The following is a 16,240-nucleotide window of genomic DNA, read 5'->3' as shown; positions in this document are numbered from 1 at the left end:
GGTAGGATCAATCTGGACTGCCTAAATACCAGTGCTTAAATGCTGAATATGCTAACGCTAGAAGCTACCAGATCTCATCAACAGGATGTCAGGTTAGGGCGGGTCTTGGTTGTTGAGGATGAAGAGTTAATTCGTGAAACTGTTGCTTTGGCTTTGAGTGAGGAAGGGTATGAGGTGCTGACTGCGGAAGATGGCCGCAGCGCCTTGGATCTCGCCTGTAAGTCTGAAGAGGGGGGCTACTCTGAGTTTTCATCTTTAGATCTAATCATTTTAGATTTGATGCTGCCTTACGTGAATGGGTTAGACCTTTGCCGTCTGATTCGTCATGAAGGCAATAGTGTCCCTATCCTCATGTTGAGCGCCAAGGGTAGTGAGACCGACCGTGTGGTTGGCTTAGAAGTTGGTGCAGATGACTATCTGACCAAACCGTTTGGAATGCGTGAACTGATTGCTCGCTGTCGAGCGTTGCTTCGCCGCCATCGTCATGCTCATCCCCAACCCGAGGAAACCACTCTAAAGTTTCAAGACATTATTCTGTATCCACAGGAGTGCCGAGTCACAGTACGTGGCGAAGAAATTAGTCTTTCCCCTAAAGAATTTCGGATTTTGGAGCTGTTCATGAGTCATCCCCGGCGGGTCTGGTCACGTGAACAGCTCATTGAGCGAGTCTGGGGTCCAGACTTTATGGGAGATAGCAAGACGGTGGATGTCCACATTCGCTGGTTGCGTGAGAAGTTGGAAGTTGACCCCAGCCATCCAGAATATTTGATGACTGTGCGCGGGTTTGGCTACCGATTTGGTTAGATTCACGATATGTAGAGTGTCTACTTAAGAAATCGCAGTAAGCTAATTGTGGGTTTAACCACAATCGTTTGCAATTATTTGCAATTGAGTTAGCTGTGCGAGTCCTGTGTTTCTTATTAGGATTGATAGTTGGGTTAGCTCTCTGGAGGTGGCAGCGATCGCGCTACAATGTCCGGCTCAAGAAGCTTTTAGGAGATGTAGAGACTGATATTGCTACCTCTGCCTTTTCCTCTACTTCTCAGCTAGCCCTAGCAATCACCCACAGCCAGAGAGACCGTTGCCAATTAGAGCAGCAGGTTGAAATTTATAAACAGATCTTGCAAATAGCTCCGATTGGCTACCTGCAAGTAGACGATGAAAACCGATTGCTGTGGTGCAATGTCAAAGCCCGTGAACTACTGGCAATGGCTCCAGACCAGCAATCAAAGCCACGTTTGCTTTTGGAGCTAGTTCGCTCCTATGAATTAGACCACCTGATCGAGCAAACCCGCGAAGCTAAAAATCCTTGTACAAGCGACTGGACTTTCTACCCAGTTAGCCCCGATCCATCCAAGTTGTCACAGCAGCAAGCTTATGCGCTGCGGGGTTACGGATTACCTTTGCCTGCCGATCAGGTTGGCATCTTCCTAGAAAATCGGCAAGAAGCCGTTACTCTGGTGCAGCAGCGCGATCGCTGGGCATCGGATGTAGCCCACGAGTTGAAGACACCGCTCACCTCAATTCGCCTCGTCGCTGAGACACTTCAAACTCGATTGGAGCCACCCCTCAGAGGTTGGGTCGATCGGCTAATTAATGAAACTATTCGCCTCAGTAATCTAGTTCAAGATCTACTGGACTTAGGCCAAATTGATCGGAACACTCCAGGGGCTTCCCTTAAAACCAGAACAACTGATTTAGTTGAACTCATTTTTTCTGCCTGGGCTAACCTTGAACCTCTGGCTCGAAAGAAGCATTTGCGGCTAGACTATTCTGGACCAGATCGACTGCTCATGCAGCTTGATGAACCGCGTATGTATCGCGTTTTATTCAACCTACTTGATAACAGCATCAAATACAGTCCGCCTCGTCAACAAATTCGGGTGCAGGTAGGAATTGAAGCACTGAGCCAGGGCTTATCCGAACCGGACGGGTGTGTAGCCAATCAACAAATTCGTTTAGAAGTAATTGATGCTGGCCCTGGTTTTCCAGAAAATGCTCTGTCTTATGTATTTGAGCGATTTTACCGCGCTGATCCGTCGCGATCGCACAATGTCCCACTCCGTGTTCCAAGTGTAACATCGGTAACCGACTCAGCCCAAGACTTTGGTCATGATCAGGTTGATCTGGGAGAGCGAAACAGTAGCGGACTAGGTTTAGCCATTGTTCGCCAGATTGTAGAAGCTCACGCTGGAACCGTGAATGCAAGTAACCACCCAGATACAGGAGGAGCTTGGCTACAGGTTTGCCTTCCCTGGCACCAACTTGAACCAACCTCAAAAAATAAAGCTTCTTAAGCAACAAAGCTTCTGGATCTATTCCACTTCCTGTAATATTTGTACATATCGCGCTGGCTTCGGCTTACTGTTAACCTAACTAATGAGTTCTCTATTCATTCGGCACACTACCTATGGATGAAAGACTGCAAAAAATTCTCGCGCAGTGGGGAGTCACCTCACGACGGGGGGCTGAGCAGATGATCCTAGAAGGGCGTGTTCGGCTTAACGGGAGCGTAGTTCAGCTTGGGCAGAAAGCAGATCCCAATCGCGATTGGATCGAGGTAGATGGTAAATTACTCCAGCCCGAATCGCGTCCAGAATTGATTTACCTGCTGCTACATAAACCTGCTGGAGTAGTGACGACCTGCAACGATCCTCAAAACCGTGAAACTGTTCTTGATCTGCTGCCTCACCAGTTGAGACAAGATTACAAGGTGTATCCAGTGGGGCGGCTAGATGCAGATTCTACAGGCGCACTGCTACTGACTAATGATGGCACTGTAACGTTTTGCCTGACCCATCCTCGGCACTCGGTGCCTAAAACCTATCATGTTTGGGTTCAAGGTCATCCCCCCGAGTCTGCTCTAGAAGCGTGGCGAAAGGGCGTAATGTTGTCAGACAGACTTACTTTGCCTGCTGAAGTTAGAGTCTTAGAATCAGACAAAGACACTCAAACACTCCTGGAAATTGTGTTACGAGAAGGACGAAATCGACAAATTCGGCGGGTAGCAGCTCAACTGGGGTTTCCAGTTCTCCAGCTTCATCGAGTTGCGATCGGCTCCATTCAGCTTCAGCAGTTGCCCAGCGGGCAGTATCGTCCACTGCAAGATACTGAAATCAGTTTTCTGAAAACTCAGGCTAGTCAGTTCCAGCAAGAGTTGCCAAATCCAATAGTGGTAGGTCGCTAGATATCGAAGGGTATGGAAGTTATGAATAAAGATATAGTTTCTCAAGCAGAGCAAAATCAGTCAGATAAATTATCAGAAATCGGAGCTTACCTCAGACAAGCTCGCGAAGAACGTCTGCTGACTTTGGAGCAAGTCGCTGCAAAAACGCTAATTCAAGCTCGTCTGTTAAACGCAATTGAACACGGCAAGCTACACCAATTACCTGAGCCTGTTTATATTCGAGGCTTTATCAAGCGCTATGCTGATGCTCTAGGGTTGAGTGGAGCGGAGGTTGCTAATGCTTTTCCAGCGGGTTCTGGATTGCGGACAACCCAGCCTTCCTGGAAAAATTCTCCTGCGGCTCAACTGCGTCCGATCCATCTTTACCTGATTTATGTTTTGTTGATTGTGGCAGCCGTAAGCGGATTGTCCTACCTGATGAGCCGCTCTGCCTCCTGGGTGAGCGCAGAAACAAATAATGTGATTCAAGCTCCTGCGACTGAGACGACCACCCCTGAAGCCTCTCCAACGGCAAGCCCTGCACCTCAAGCTACAACGCCTGCTGCCTCTGATAAACCTGTGCGAGTCGCAGTTACTTTGACTGAGCAGTCTTGGTTACGAGTTGAGGTAGACGGGCAAACAGACTTTCAGGGAATTTTGCCAGAAGGGACCGAGCGCACTTGGACAGCAGATAGCCAGCTTACAGTGCGGGCTGGCAACGCGGGCGGCGTTCAAGTTTCGTACAACGACAGTAAACCCGAAAGCATGGGGGCTGCAGGCAATGTTGAGGAGGTAACCTTCTCTGCTAGCCAAGATTCAGCAAGTTTGCCAGCAACAGCACCGTTGCAGTAACACCGATGCTGCTATTGCAATTAGAACTTGCACTTAAAACTGACGCAAAGCACTATGACGTTGTCTTCTGGTTTGGGGCACGTCCATAGGTTTCGGTGAGAATCCGCAGGCGATCGCTCCATCCTGACCACAATGCCTCAGACCGATAGCGCCATTCCCAGTTGCCAGCAGGCTGTCCAGGGCTATTCATACGGGAATCAGAACCAAGCCCCAAAATGTCTTGCAAAGGGAAGATAGCGCGATCGCCGACAGAACTCATAGCCAGCCGGATCAGATCCCAGTGAATTCCACCTGAGCTCGTGCAGCCTAAATAGCGAAATAGATTTTCGCGCTCGTAGTCCTGCAGTTCCTCATACCATCCAACCGTTGTGTTGTTGTCATGAGTACCTGTGTAAACCACATAGTTTTGCCCGTAATTAAATGGCAAATAGGGATTGTCAGGTCCACCACCAAAGGCAAACTGAAGAATCTTCATCCCTGGGAACTGAAACTTATCCCGTAGTGCTTCTACGTCTGGTGTAATTAGCCCCAAATCTTCTGCCAGGATGGGCAGGATGCCTAACTCTCTCTCTATCGTCTGGAAAAGCTCTTCGCCTGGCGCATCAACCCACTCGCCGTCGATCGCGGTAGTTTCACCCTGCTTAACCGCCCAATAAGCGCTAAAGCCCCGGAAGTGGTCAACCCGCGTCAGGTCAACATAATCTAGCATTGCCTGAAAGCGCTGTAGCCACCACTTAAATCCCCGCTCCTGCATTGCTTCCCAGTTATAAATCGGGTTACCCCAAAGCTGTCCAGTAGCGCTGAAGTAGTCGGGAGGCACGCCTGCCATCAAAGCAGGTTCTAGGGTTTCAGGATCGAGATGAAAAATCTGAGGATAGGCCCAAACGTCAGCACTATCATGGGCAACGTAGATGGGCATGTCGCCGATGATGGTAATGCCGCGTTCGTTAGCGTATTGTCTCAGGTGGGACCACTGGCGGAAAAACTCAAATTGCCAATACTTATGGCGAAAAATTTCGGATGTTAGCCGTTGTTGCCATTGTTCTATTGCGGCAGGTTGACGAGTGGCGATCGCCTCATCCCACTGATGCCACCCCTTGCCATCATGAGCTTCTTTCAGCGCCATGAAGAATGCATAGTCGTCAAGCCAAAACCCTCGTGTAGTGCAGAATGCATCAAATTCCTGACGCTGCTCGGCAGAGGCATTCGCACTGAAGTTTTCTGCAGCTTGAAACAGCAGAGGAGTTTTAACCTGAGACACCAAATCGTAATCTACCCGATCCAGTGGAAACTTCGGCAGATTAGCGAAATCGTCCTCGCTCAGCAAATTTTGCTCTCGCAGCAAATCTAGGCTGATCAGCATTGGATTACCCGCCATTGACGAGTAAGACATATAAGGAGAGTTACCGTGCCCGGTCGGCCCCAAAGGCAGGATTTGCCAGATCTGCTGCTTGCTGTTGTGTAGAAAATCAACGAACTGATAGGCTTCTGATCCCACATCTCCAATACCAAATCGGCTTGGTAGAGAAGTTGGGTGAAGCAAGATACCGCTGGCTCTTTGAGGCATGGGCAAGGATGAAAAGTAAATAGGACAAATGCTGAGATGCTTGCTTAGACAGGGGCAGGTGCCCGTCTAACGCATTGACTTTAGCATGTCGCCCTACCTACAAAACTAATTCGCTAGATATATTCCGCGCCTGTTAAGTGACAGAAATTTTGACTGCTTCCTAACCCAAAAACTTAGGCTTTATTTGAGGAATGATTTAAGACATGAACTGATAACATCTCACGTAGCTGTGTTAAGATACATGGCAATTATGAAATCTGTGTTGAAGAGGTAGGCTCATTTATGGAAGCGGCATTGCTGTTGGCAAAGTTACCCGAAGCTTATGCGATTTTTGATCCCCTGGTGGATGTTTTGCCTGTGATTCCCGTCTTTTTCTTCCTGCTGGCTTTCGTTTGGCAGGCTGCGGTCGGTTTCAGATAATTTCAAAACAAGCAAATTTAAGCTTTAAAAGTTTGAAGCGGCTCTCAACCAGTGAGAGCCGCTTCAAACTTTTAAACAAAATACAAGCTATGAGATTTTATGCAGTTCAAAGAACCTGATGGGTATAAGCGTGTTGCTTAACATTATCCTCGCTTTTGATGATGCGCTCAGAATTCAAAACTCGTTTGCGCTCTAAGGAAAAATTGAAGTCCTGTCGAGTTGTCCCTTGAGGAATGTGCTCAGTTGCAACAGGGCGAGTTTTGTAAGTGCGGGCAGCGGCGATCGCCCGGCTAGCAAATTCATCACAAAACTGAGCCTCCGCCGGAAAGCTAGTTAGCATCCGTGGCTCACCCTCAACTAACACTGACCCTAAAGTGGTAGCACAGGCCAATTCATAGGAGGTTGGAATTCCCTTCAATATTGCCTCCAGCGCTGCCGAGGGAATCGGTTCCGCGACTTTGACCTGGTGAATTTCACCCTCTTCTTTGATGAAGCAAGTGGCTAAACCAACCACCACATAATCATCCGTAGAGAGGTCTGAAGGGTTGGAGTTGGTGGTCGTAGTTGTCATAGCCTAAATAGCGCCCTCGCAGCATTGCAATTCCTTTGCATTCTACCGCGTCCGACTCTACAGGCTCGTGTCAACTTCTAAAGCTGTTACAAAATCGGCTGATATATGACGAGATTTGCAAATTTTTTACAAAGATTCGGAAATTACACGGACTTCGGTTAGTCCTCAATGGAAGAATGAATTGCTTGTAGTTCCGCTCTAACTCTAATTCACGGGTGCTTCTGCTCACTTGATGTTTCCCTGAATCCGTTTGGAGGCAGGGATGAAGGTTTCAGTACTTATACGCTGACATCTATCGCTAAGACACATTATCAAGTGACACATGGATAGATGTGTCAAACGCCAAGGCGAAAGACACTTAAACCATAGACTCCGCTACTGAAAATCCCCTTAGACCGAGAACGCTGGACTTAGTTCCGCTTGATCGTGTCTCTCTTGAGCCTATATACCCCGAGGATAGAATGAATACGCGCCCTTCTAACCGCCTAAGCCGTCTAAACAAAAGTTGCAAGAATGGAAACAGCTTGAGCAGTACAGCAAGTGCCTGCCCTACCTGCTCAGTTCATCGGACGCCAACGCGCTGGCAGCCAAAACAGCGTCGGTCTTGTAACGTGGTTAGTCGTAAGCCGGTTGAGTTGAGCCAGACTGATCGCAATACGCTCTTGCGACAGCAGGCAATGAATCGGGTGCAGCAAGGCGATCGCCTGGGAGCGATTGAAATTTTTAATGAACTAATCGAGCGCCATCCTGACAACGCGACTGATTACAACAACCGAGGACTGGTTTATTTTCAGAATGGTCAGTTAGAGGAAGCGATCGCCGACTACGATACGGCCCTAGACTTAAATCCTTGCCTAGACAGCGTTTACAACAACCGCGCCAACTATTACGTCACCCAAGGGCTGTACCTGGATGCAATCTTGGATTACGAAATGGCGCTTGAGCTAAACCCTAGTAATGTCCGTGCCTGGATCAATCAGGGCATTACCTTCCGTGACCTACAAATGTATGATCGTGCCGTTGAAAGCTTTGACTTGGGGCTACACCTGGGTCGGCTAGAAGGACACATTTATGCTGAGCGAGGACGCACTTACCATCTTTGGGGTGATTGGAACTGTGCTGCGGCTGACTACCAACGGGCGATTGACTGTCTCCCCGAATCTGCTGCCTCTACCGCCAATCCATCTGTGCGTTTGCGCCAGCAGGTAGAAATCTGGCTGGATGAGCTGCTCCGTCCTTTGGAATTCTAGATGAGAATCCCGTCCCCAGGTGGAACCTGGGGATGCCTACAGCGAGGCTCTGCCTCCTGAAATAGATAAGAGGCAGAGGGCTATAACAAGAAAAGCTTTGCCCTGAAAAACGTTGCTCTTGCTAACTAGCGATCGCCTGCTCCAAATCCTCAATCAGGTCTTCAATATTTTCCAAACCGACCGATAGTCGCAGCAAATTTTCAGGGGTTTTGGTATCTGCCCCTTCGATTGAGGCTCGGTGTTCGATCAGGCTTTCAACGCCTCCCAAACTGGTTGCGCGAGTGATGAGACGCAATTTTGCCGCTACTGCAAATGCCTGCTGTTTGTCGCCTTTAACCTGAAACGAGAGCATTCCGCCAAAGTTTCGCATCTGCTGAGCGGCGATCGCATGACCTGAGTGCGTTTCCAATCCAGGATAGTGAACCGCTTCAACTGCAGGGTGCTGACTGAGAAAACGAGCGATCTGCATGGCATGGTGAGAATGCGCCTGCATTCTCCAGGGCAAGGTTTGAATTCCTCTGAGTGTCAGCCAGCAGTCGAATGGAGCTGCCACTGCGCCGCCTACAGTTTGAATATGCCGAACTTTGTCAAAAAACTCAGACTCTGCCTGCGCTACCACTGCCCCACCCAACACATCACTATGTCCGCTCAAATATTTAGTGGTTGCGTGAATTACTAAATCAGCCCCTTGTTGAAGTGGCTGTTGCAAAATTGGAGTCGCCCAGGTGTTGTCACAAGCGCAAACCGCTCCAACCTGATGGGCAAGATCAGCAACTTTGCCAATATCTGTCACTCTTAGCATCGGATTTGAGGGTGTTTCAATCCAAACGAGGCGAGTGTTGGGTTGCAAAGCCTGCTGTACCTGCGTGGGATCGGTCATGTCTACGAATGTGACTGACATTCCCCAAGGGACAAACATCGTTTTCAGCAATGTTGTGGTTCCGGTGTAGGCATCACAGGGTGCAATTACGTGATCACCGGGAGCAAGCGCTTGAAAGATGCTCATGGTTGCCGCAGACCCGGATGCAAACGCCGCTGCCACTGTTCCCCCCTCTAAGGCAGCAAGACATTGCTCTAGAGCTGTTCGGTTAGGATTGCTGGTGCGGGTGTAGATATAGCCTTGGGGATAGCTGCCATCTGCTGCTCGCTCAAATGTCGTTGATAGCTGAATGGGAGGAGCGATCGCCCCCGTCGTAGGATCGACCTGACGACCCGCATGAACTGCTAGCGTCTCAATTTGCATGGCACATTGCTCTGAATAAAGTTGAACTGTTTGGTCAAATGGTAGGGGGTAGGAGGGAGGCAGAGAAGCCCCCCTCCTACCCCTTCATCCCTCATCCCTTATTCCCTTTCCCTGTTTTATGTTCCTTTTCCTATCTAAGCTACTGCCCCTGTTCGTTTACCCGTTGGGATTATCCTGTTTGCTGCTGCTGCTGGCTTTAGTGCTGCTCTGGCGCAAGCCAAGACTTGCCGCGTTGAACATCGTTTTGGCGCTGGTGCTATTGCTAGCTGGGGGCAATACCTGGGTCGCCAACCAACTTGTGCAATCGCTGGAATGGCAGCATATTCCTACCTTTAGGCTACCGACAGCAGATGCGATCGTGGTCTTGGGCGGCGGGATCAAGCCCGAAACACCTCCTCGCCCCTGGGTAGATGTGAGTGAGGCAGGCGATCGCACCCTTTATGGCGCACAACTCTACCGGGAAGGCAAGGCACCCCTTGTGATTCTTAGCGGTGGTCGAATTGACTGGAAGGATGGCGGTCCACCAGAGTCAGCCGATATGGCAAAAATTGTTGAAGCATTGGGTGTGCCAGCGACGGCAATTCTACAGGACCCTAGTTCGCTTAACACTTATGAAAATGCGGTTAATGTCCGCCAAATTTTGCAGGAACGCAATTTGAATCGGGTGCTGCTGGTGACTTCGGCAATGCACATGCCGCGATCGCTAAAAATCTTCCAAAAACAAGGGATCGAAGCGATCCCCGCACCTACTGACTTTTTAGTGACAGAGCGCAATGCTGAAGAAGCAAGCCAAACTACGGAGGGACTGGTCTTAAGCCTGATCCCAGACGCTGAGCCGCTGCAACAAACGACCCGCGCCTTGAAGGAATACTTGGGTTTAGTGGTTTACCGGCTGAAGGGATGGCTTTAGGGGCGTAGCAACCAGTTGACGAAGCTGTTCTTGAAAATCGGGATTCAAATACTGCCGCTGAATGGGCTGCCAATTTGCCCAGGCGCGAATCCGATTTTCTTCAAGCTGCTCAGCTAGTGTCGGCAGTTGTTCTTGCCAGTTGAGTTGCAGTTCACTGGTCAAAAAGTCATTGAGGACAGCAGCATCTTGCAATTCCCCCAAAATTTCCTGCACAGCCTGAAATTCTCGTACCCGCAACATGAAAGTAGGTTCGTAGAAATCGGTGAAGAATTCAGTTTGATAGCGTACTCTCTTCATCTGTTTGCGAAGGTCGTGCAGCACTTCTGCCTGCTCATCTAGCTGTTGGTTGATATGTTCTAAATCAACTGAAGTCGGTAGTTTGATTTCACCAGATTCTACCCAGGTGCTGAATAGCCAACCAGGATGCAGCAACAAATTACTGATCAAAGGTAACAACAGATCTGGCAAAACTTGCAGTAGCGGTAGCGGAGCGATCGCCCTATAGCTAGGTTGCTCCAACCAGCCTTTGAAGGATTGTTTGAATTTGCGGTACTGTTGGCTTTCAAATAATTTTTCAATTCGGCTAAATTGGTGATCGCGCTGCTTTTGTAAACTCTCTACAACCTGATCTAATTTCTTCTGTTCTTTTCCCTTCAGGTGTGGGCGATAGCTTTCTTTGAGTGCTATCTCTAAAACGTCTAGATCTCTAACCGCCCCCAAGCATTGAGCGATTTTTTTGATTTGGCGATCGCTTACTGCTTCCGGTAGATCTAAGGCAGGTTCAAATACCTTTAGGGCTGTCCTTAAGCGACGCATCCCCACTCGCATTTGATGCAGCGGTTCTGGATCGCTACCCTTCAATACATCTGATTCGTGTTTTATAGATTTCTTAAAGTGTTTTTGAATTGCTAAATGAGCATAATCTTTTAACGTCTCATTTGCTTGAGCTTCCTGTGTTTTCATTGCTAGTCCCTGTTAAGTTCGTAGCTCACATCTAATTCTCTTTGGGCAGCGTGTCTTAGAGCGTAGCTGCGTACACAGAACATGTCCCAAAATATGCAGCTTCAAATAGAAACAGCATTAACTTCAGATTAATGAGCAGTCCTATTTAATTTATGAACGAGATAGTCTGTGAAAGCGCCTATTTAGGGAACTTTCACAAACCATTTAGGATTGCTCCATGGTAGCGCAGTGCCCTGAGGCTCCGTCCTCACACCTACGGACGTTTCCTTGCGCTAATCTTGAGCTAAGTCGCTACTGTGTTCTATTAAGTTGCTGAAATATTGCTAGATTGCACCCATGCCCGACCAACATTCCCTATTGATTCCTCAAGCGGCTCAGCCAGAGATTGAGATTTTTGCTAGCTACCGCGTCACTTACACCTTTTATGAAGAAGTTCGTTTACGGCAGGCGTTTGAAGAATATTGTGAAGAATATCAGCAGCTAGCAAACCAGCATCGCCAGGAATTGATCAAGATGCAAGGCGATTTCAACTTGTTGGGTTGGTTTTACCGAGCCTGGAACAGGCGGTCATGACTCAACCAACTCCAGTTCGCTTTCGCGCAAGTGCGCTCTGAGTTTGCCTGCAAACTTGACATGAATTGGAAAATTAGCGCTGATAGGCTTACCTTTCCATTCACTTGCAATCCCGATTACTTCGCCTTCTTGCCCATTGATGTCAAAAGGCTCGTTTCGGTGTTCGGGGTGATGGTAGACAGTAACAGATTCTTTTACGCGAACGCGATCGCCAACTTTCATAAACTTTCGGTGTTCTCTCTCAAGTAGTCGCTAATGTTTACGTCTGAGTCAGCGCATTTCGCCTCAGCCTTGGATCAGACTCCTCATCCTTATCTTTGCATATAAGGTGACATGCACTCAAACCCCTTGTCCCATTGGGTAGCACTACTCAATAGACTGCTTGCGGGGAATCGCTGCCTGACAGAGACGTACAGCGATTCACACCATTTATGTAAGGGGGCTGCTTTAAGGGGAGGATTGAGAAGACGGCTGGAGCAGTCGTTCCCAGGTTCGGTTAAAGCTTTCGGGATTGATTTGTCGCCAAGCAGCAACGCCCACTACCCCCAGTAGAAACATTAAGACGGCAAGCCCAAAAGCGATCGCCAGCGGACTCGCCTTCTGTCGAGAACGGGTTGCAAAATCGGTTGTTTCTGACTCAAATTCTTCTTCGTCCCCATACAGCAATGCTCTGGAAGATTCTGACAGTTCTGACTGACTGACGAGCGGTGCAGGTGGCAGTTTTGGCTCGAGCGGTTGAGGATACTGAGGTGAAACCTGACACTGCAACAGCACCACAGAAATGTTGTCGTGTCCGTTTTTCTCGCTGGCGACATCGATCCAGGCTTGAACAGCTTCGTCTAGAGTAAGCTCTCCCTTAAACAACTGGCGGGTTAGTGGCTCCCACGACTGCTCAACCCGATTGTGGTCGCTCAACCCATCCGAGCAAAGCAGCAGCACACCATCCTCCTCCAGAACGAACCGCTGCACAACTGGATGTAGAAACTCACCATCTCGTGTGCCTAAAGCTTGAGTCAGGGCTCCAGCATCGGGTCGCTTTAAAGCATCTCGGTAGAGACTGCGCCCCATCCGCACTTCCCGAGTAGCGACATCATCATCCACGGTGAGCGTGTGGCAATAGCGCGGAGTCAGCCAATAGGCACGACTGTCTCCCAGATGTGCCAGGTAAAGTTCATGGGTGTTACTCGTACCAGTTGGAGTCTCTATTCTCTGGGGCAGTTGCAGTGCCATCACCAGGGTTGTACCCATGCGCTGACGCAATTCTCGTCCCTGAGTATCGTTTTGCGCGGCAATTAGGTTGTTGACCACACGAATGATTGCTTCTATTTGCTGAGTCACAACCTCTGGGGTCATCAGTTCTGGCTGCTCAGCAATCTCAGCCAGCAGTGCCCGAAACTGAAGCTGCAGAGAGCGCAGGGCAAGCTGGCTGGCAACTTCTCCACCTGCGTGCCCACCAATGCCGTCACACACGATCGCCAGATGGGGCAGCAGCTCACTAAACTGGGGCGGTTCAGCCGCATTCAGCGTGATTGGATAGCAAGCATCTTCGTTGTGTGTCCGTTTTGGACCCGTTGAGGTTGCGCCAGCGATGCTGAGCTGGAGGGGCTGCTGAGCTGCCTGTTCTAGCAAAAGCTGGTTGAGTTGAGTGGCAATCGCCCCAAAGGGGGAACTGCTTTGCATCGCCCCCTCCGCTTCCTTAGACGTAGCAGACTGCATTTGCTGACAAATCTTTCGTAAGGGTTGGATCAACGCTTCCTGTGAGCCGTCAATCCAGGTTAGCCAAACGTCTGCCAATTCTTTAAGTGATCGCGGACTGGTTGTCTCCTCTGTCGTGGATTCTAACCTCCCCTCATTTGGCTCAGCAGTCTCTAGCTCACTCGTATTTGACTCGCCTACCTCGGGCTCAGTAGTATCCAGCTGATCAATCTCGGGCTCATCACTGTAAAGCTCTCGCAGCCGCACTCGCCATCCCTCAATCCGCAGATTATCTGGAGTCAGGAGACTAGCAGCAACTCCCATCTCCTGAAGTGGAGTCCACAGTTGCAGAATTTGCCACAGCCAGTAAACCTGACGCACCGCTGTTCCCCGTGACCAAACTGTGGCGATCGCTGGGTAAAGCTTACCTGTCAGGTCAATAGGAGCATTCTCCAGCAGCATGGCTACGTCGCCTCCCTTGAGGGCGCAAAACCCAAACACTCCCGGTACATAAAGCCGTTGGGGATACAGGTGCAAGTAGGGCAAAGCTGCATCAGGTAAACTCGATGGGACATCGGGCGATCGCCCCGGCTGCGTATCCAGCCAGATTCTAGGAGCCACCACGCCATATCTACCGTTTATCCGGGTTCCAGTCGGGATGTGGTTTACTGCCCCGACTGCCCATAGGTAGTTATAGAGCAGTGGCGTTTGGCAGCGATCGCAGATACGGCTACCGAGCGAATTATTGGAATGAAGGCACTCCGGGTTGGGGCATTCAATCGAAGAATGGGGACGGCTCATGCACTCAAACAAGACGAACAATTACCCTTAAAGATAAGCTGACATTGCAACGATGTAATACCGTTTCTACATGAAGCTGCATATTTTTGAACCCGCCTCGCATACGCGGGGCAGGTTCAAAAATATGCAGCCTTAAAGTTGGTATAAAAAGTGGGTATAAACAAACGGAAGATAAGCTGACGTCACAGTGATGTAAACAAACACTAAGTTAGATTGAAATGTGGGCAAGCTTACTCTAAGCAAGCCTGTAGTGATTCTCTGAGGCTGAAATAGCGGAATTGCTGTTGCTACAGGTGAAGTTATTGAATATCGACAGACCTGTGTATCGAGAGCTGAATATATGTCGCTAAGTCCCACAGTTCTTTGGCTGCTTGCGGGTGTAATTCTCTGCATCATGGAGATGACTTTACCGACAGCATTTGTGGAATTCACGATGGGAGTCAGCGCCATTGTGGTCGGCTTGGTGGCGCTAGTAGTGCCTCACTTCGGGATTCAGGTTGTTCTCTGGCTAACACTGTCTGTAATTCTCACTGTCTTGTCTCGCCGCTTTATTCCTCAAAGCAAACATCGGTTAATTGCTGATGCGACGGAAGCACAGACAATCACAGAAATTCTGCCAGGGCAAACAGGTCGAGTACTTTATGAGGGAAATTCCTGGCAGGCTCGTTGCGAAGATGATGAAATGGCGATCGCTCCCAACCAAAGAGTTTACGTCGTAGAACGTCGGGGCAACACACTTATCGTCATGCCAGAAAGCCTGCTGCGGGCACAGCCTCAGCAGTTCCCCTAATGAAAACCCAAAAATTGGAGGTTGTTTAACGTGGGTGACTTGGTAGGATTCTTAATATTTTTAGTTTTTGGTGGTACTGTTCTGACAAAATCGGTTCGCATCGTTAACCAGGGAAACGAAGCATTAGTTGAACGGTTAGGGCGATACAACGGTAGAAAACTTTCGCCAGGACTTAATTTCACGGTTCCTTTCCTGGATCGCATTGCTTACCAGCAAACCATTCGTGAGCGGGTGATTGACATTCCGCCGCAGCAGTGCATCACTCGTGACAACGTCTCGATTTCAGTTGATGCCGTCGTGTACTGGCGCATCATGGACTTGGAGAAAGCCTACTACAAGGTCGAGAATCTTCAATCGGCAATGGTCAATCTGGTACTAACTCAGATTCGCGCCGAGATGGGTAAGCTAGAGCTAGATGAAACCTTTACCGCTCGCTCTGAAATCAACGAACTGTTGCTACGAGAGCTAGATGTCTCAACTGACCCTTGGGGCGTTAAAGTGACCCGGGTTGAACTGCGAGACATTGTTCCCTCTAAAGCTGTACAGGAGTCGATGGAGCTCCAGATGTCGGCGGAGCGGCGCAAGCGGGCATCCATTCTCACATCTGAAGGCGAAAGAGAATCAGCCGTTAACTCAGCAAGAGGTAGTGCTGAGGCCCGCGTCTTGGAAGCCGAAGCTCGCCAAAAAGCAACCATCTTGGAAGCTGAGGCACAGCAAAAAACAATTGTTTTACGAGCACAAGCAGAACGCCAAGAGCAAGTGTTGCGGGCACAAGCAACGGCTGAGGCTTTACAAGTCATCGCGAGTACGTTGAAATCTGATCCCAATGCTCATGAAGCACTTCAGTTTTTGATGACTCAAAACTACATCGACATGGGTTCTAAGATTGGCACCAGCGGCAGCAGCAAGGTTATGTTTATGGACCCACGCAGCATTCCTGCTACGGTTGAAGGAATGCGCTCCATGATTGGAGATAGAGATAAGGACGAGCCAAAGATGTTTGGATCTTAGTCAGAAGTGTTATCGCTTGCGTGAGCCAGCTGGCATTCAGTACACAGCCCAAAAAACTCCAGAGTGTGGTAGTAGATTTTGAAGCGGTAAGACTGGTGCAGCTGGTCTTCTAGATCGTGAACGGGGCATTCATTAATCGGAATAGATGCCCCGCACTGCAAACAGGTCAAATGGTGTTTGTCTTCCTGAATAGAACTGTAAAGCGATTCTCCGGTTGCTAACGTGCGAACCTGAATCACTCCTTCCAGTTTGAGCGCTTCTAAAGAGCGATAGACCGTTGCTAGCCCCATTCCTTCGTTGCGACTACGCAGCTCTACATAAATATCTTGAGCAGAAGCCGCTCGATTCAAAGTTCTAAGCAGGTTAAGAATCCGCTCCTGGCTGCGGGTACGCTGTTGGGCTTTCATGGCAAAGTAAGTGGTGTTTTA

Annotated in this window: 17 protein-coding genes; 10 read left to right on the top strand and 7 right to left on the bottom strand. The window is 49.3% G+C overall.

Annotated elements, in window-relative coordinates:
- Positions 1-48 precede the first annotated feature (48 nt).
- From H6F88_RS09010 to H6F88_RS08995, 4 genes are all read left to right on the top strand, one after another.
- The gene (locus H6F88_RS09010) at positions 49-804 is read left to right on the top strand and encodes a response regulator transcription factor (protein WP_190642485.1); all 756 of its coding nucleotides are present in this window, start codon (positions 49-51) and stop codon (positions 802-804) included.
- 68 nt (positions 805-872) lie between these two features.
- Positions 873-2,297, top strand: a complete 1,425-nt coding sequence (locus H6F88_RS09005) for a HAMP domain-containing sensor histidine kinase (protein WP_242050468.1) — start codon at positions 873-875, stop codon at positions 2,295-2,297.
- Between the two features lie 113 nt (positions 2,298-2,410).
- A complete protein-coding gene (locus tag H6F88_RS09000; RefSeq protein WP_190642409.1) occupies positions 2,411-3,187 on the top strand; it encodes a pseudouridine synthase in 777 nt (258 codons plus the stop codon).
- 21 nt (positions 3,188-3,208) lie between these two features.
- Positions 3,209-4,018: a RodZ domain-containing protein gene (locus H6F88_RS08995; protein WP_190642408.1), complete on the top strand. Its 810-nt coding sequence runs from the start codon at positions 3,209-3,211 to the stop codon at positions 4,016-4,018.
- A 52-nt stretch (positions 4,019-4,070) separates the two neighbouring features.
- Here H6F88_RS08995 and malQ read toward each other — a convergent pair whose 3' ends face one another.
- Positions 4,071-5,585, bottom strand: a complete 1,515-nt coding sequence (gene malQ / locus H6F88_RS08990) for a 4-alpha-glucanotransferase (protein WP_190642407.1) — start codon at positions 5,583-5,585, stop codon at positions 4,071-4,073.
- Between the two features lie 282 nt (positions 5,586-5,867).
- Here malQ and H6F88_RS08985 point away from each other — a divergent pair, with 282 nt between their 5' ends.
- Complete coding sequence (locus tag H6F88_RS08985; protein WP_190642406.1) at positions 5,868-6,005, top strand: photosystem II reaction center protein K; 138 nt, start codon at positions 5,868-5,870, stop codon at positions 6,003-6,005.
- 106 nt (positions 6,006-6,111) lie between these two features.
- On the opposite strand, the gene H6F88_RS08980 is transcribed toward H6F88_RS08985, so the two are convergent.
- The gene (locus tag H6F88_RS08980) at positions 6,112-6,576 is read right to left on the bottom strand and encodes a hypothetical protein (protein ID WP_190642405.1); all 465 of its coding nucleotides are present in this window, start codon (positions 6,574-6,576) and stop codon (positions 6,112-6,114) included.
- Between the two features lie 611 nt (positions 6,577-7,187).
- Here H6F88_RS08980 and H6F88_RS08975 point away from each other — a divergent pair.
- Positions 7,188-7,826: a tetratricopeptide repeat protein gene (locus H6F88_RS08975; protein ID WP_199333518.1), complete on the top strand. Its 639-nt coding sequence runs from the start codon at positions 7,188-7,190 to the stop codon at positions 7,824-7,826.
- Between the two features lie 121 nt (positions 7,827-7,947).
- Here H6F88_RS08975 and H6F88_RS08970 read toward each other — a convergent pair whose 3' ends face one another.
- Positions 7,948-9,069 (bottom strand): aminotransferase class V-fold PLP-dependent enzyme, encoded by a 1,122-nt coding sequence (locus H6F88_RS08970; protein ID WP_190642403.1) that lies wholly within the window; start codon positions 9,067-9,069, stop codon positions 7,948-7,950.
- A 118-nt stretch (positions 9,070-9,187) separates the two neighbouring features.
- Here H6F88_RS08970 and H6F88_RS08965 point away from each other — a divergent pair, with 118 nt between their 5' ends.
- Positions 9,188-9,979 carry a YdcF family protein gene (locus tag H6F88_RS08965; RefSeq protein ID WP_190642402.1) on the top strand — a complete coding sequence of 264 codons (792 nt, stop codon included), beginning with the start codon at positions 9,188-9,190 and terminating at the stop codon, positions 9,977-9,979.
- On the opposite strand, the gene H6F88_RS08960 is transcribed toward H6F88_RS08965, so the two are convergent.
- A complete protein-coding gene (locus tag H6F88_RS08960) occupies positions 9,947-10,942 on the bottom strand; it encodes a CHAD domain-containing protein (RefSeq protein ID WP_190642401.1) in 996 nt (331 codons plus the stop codon). The genes H6F88_RS08965 and H6F88_RS08960 overlap by 33 nt on opposite strands.
- Positions 10,943-11,278: 336 nt before the next feature.
- Between H6F88_RS08960 and H6F88_RS08955 the strand changes: the two genes are divergently transcribed.
- Entirely contained in the window at positions 11,279-11,515 is a 237-nt protein-coding gene (locus H6F88_RS08955) for a hypothetical protein (RefSeq protein ID WP_190642400.1), read from the top strand.
- Here H6F88_RS08955 and H6F88_RS08950 read toward each other — a convergent pair.
- The gene (locus tag H6F88_RS08950) at positions 11,510-11,737 is read right to left on the bottom strand and encodes a ferredoxin-thioredoxin reductase variable chain (protein ID WP_190642399.1); all 228 of its coding nucleotides are present in this window, start codon (positions 11,735-11,737) and stop codon (positions 11,510-11,512) included. The genes H6F88_RS08955 and H6F88_RS08950 overlap by 6 nt on opposite strands.
- Positions 11,738-11,962: 225 nt before the next feature.
- Positions 11,963-14,011, bottom strand: a complete 2,049-nt coding sequence (locus tag H6F88_RS08945; protein ID WP_199333517.1) for a protein phosphatase 2C domain-containing protein — start codon at positions 14,009-14,011, stop codon at positions 11,963-11,965.
- Between the two features lie 340 nt (positions 14,012-14,351).
- On the opposite strand from H6F88_RS08945, the gene H6F88_RS08940 reads away from it, so the two are divergent.
- Both H6F88_RS08940 and H6F88_RS08935 read left to right on the top strand, forming a co-directional pair.
- Positions 14,352-14,801 carry an NfeD family protein gene (locus H6F88_RS08940; protein ID WP_190642398.1) on the top strand — a complete coding sequence of 150 codons (450 nt, stop codon included), beginning with the start codon at positions 14,352-14,354 and terminating at the stop codon, positions 14,799-14,801.
- Between the two features lie 30 nt (positions 14,802-14,831).
- A complete protein-coding gene (locus H6F88_RS08935) occupies positions 14,832-15,812 on the top strand; it encodes an SPFH domain-containing protein (protein ID WP_190642397.1) in 981 nt (326 codons plus the stop codon).
- On the opposite strand, the gene H6F88_RS08930 is transcribed toward H6F88_RS08935, so the two are convergent.
- A complete protein-coding gene (locus H6F88_RS08930) occupies positions 15,809-16,219 on the bottom strand; it encodes a Fur family transcriptional regulator (RefSeq protein WP_190642396.1) in 411 nt (136 codons plus the stop codon). The two genes, H6F88_RS08935 and H6F88_RS08930, sit on opposite strands and share 4 nt — an antisense overlap.
- Positions 16,220-16,240: the final 21 nt, after the last annotated feature.

Origin of the sequence: Oculatella sp. FACHB-28 (genome assembly GCF_014696015.1) — a bacterium.
Classification (GTDB): domain Bacteria; phylum Cyanobacteriota; class Cyanobacteriia; order Elainellales; family Elainellaceae; genus JAAUTN01.
Note: the sequence above shows the minus strand (reverse complement) of the source record. Positions and strands in the feature narration are given on the sequence as shown.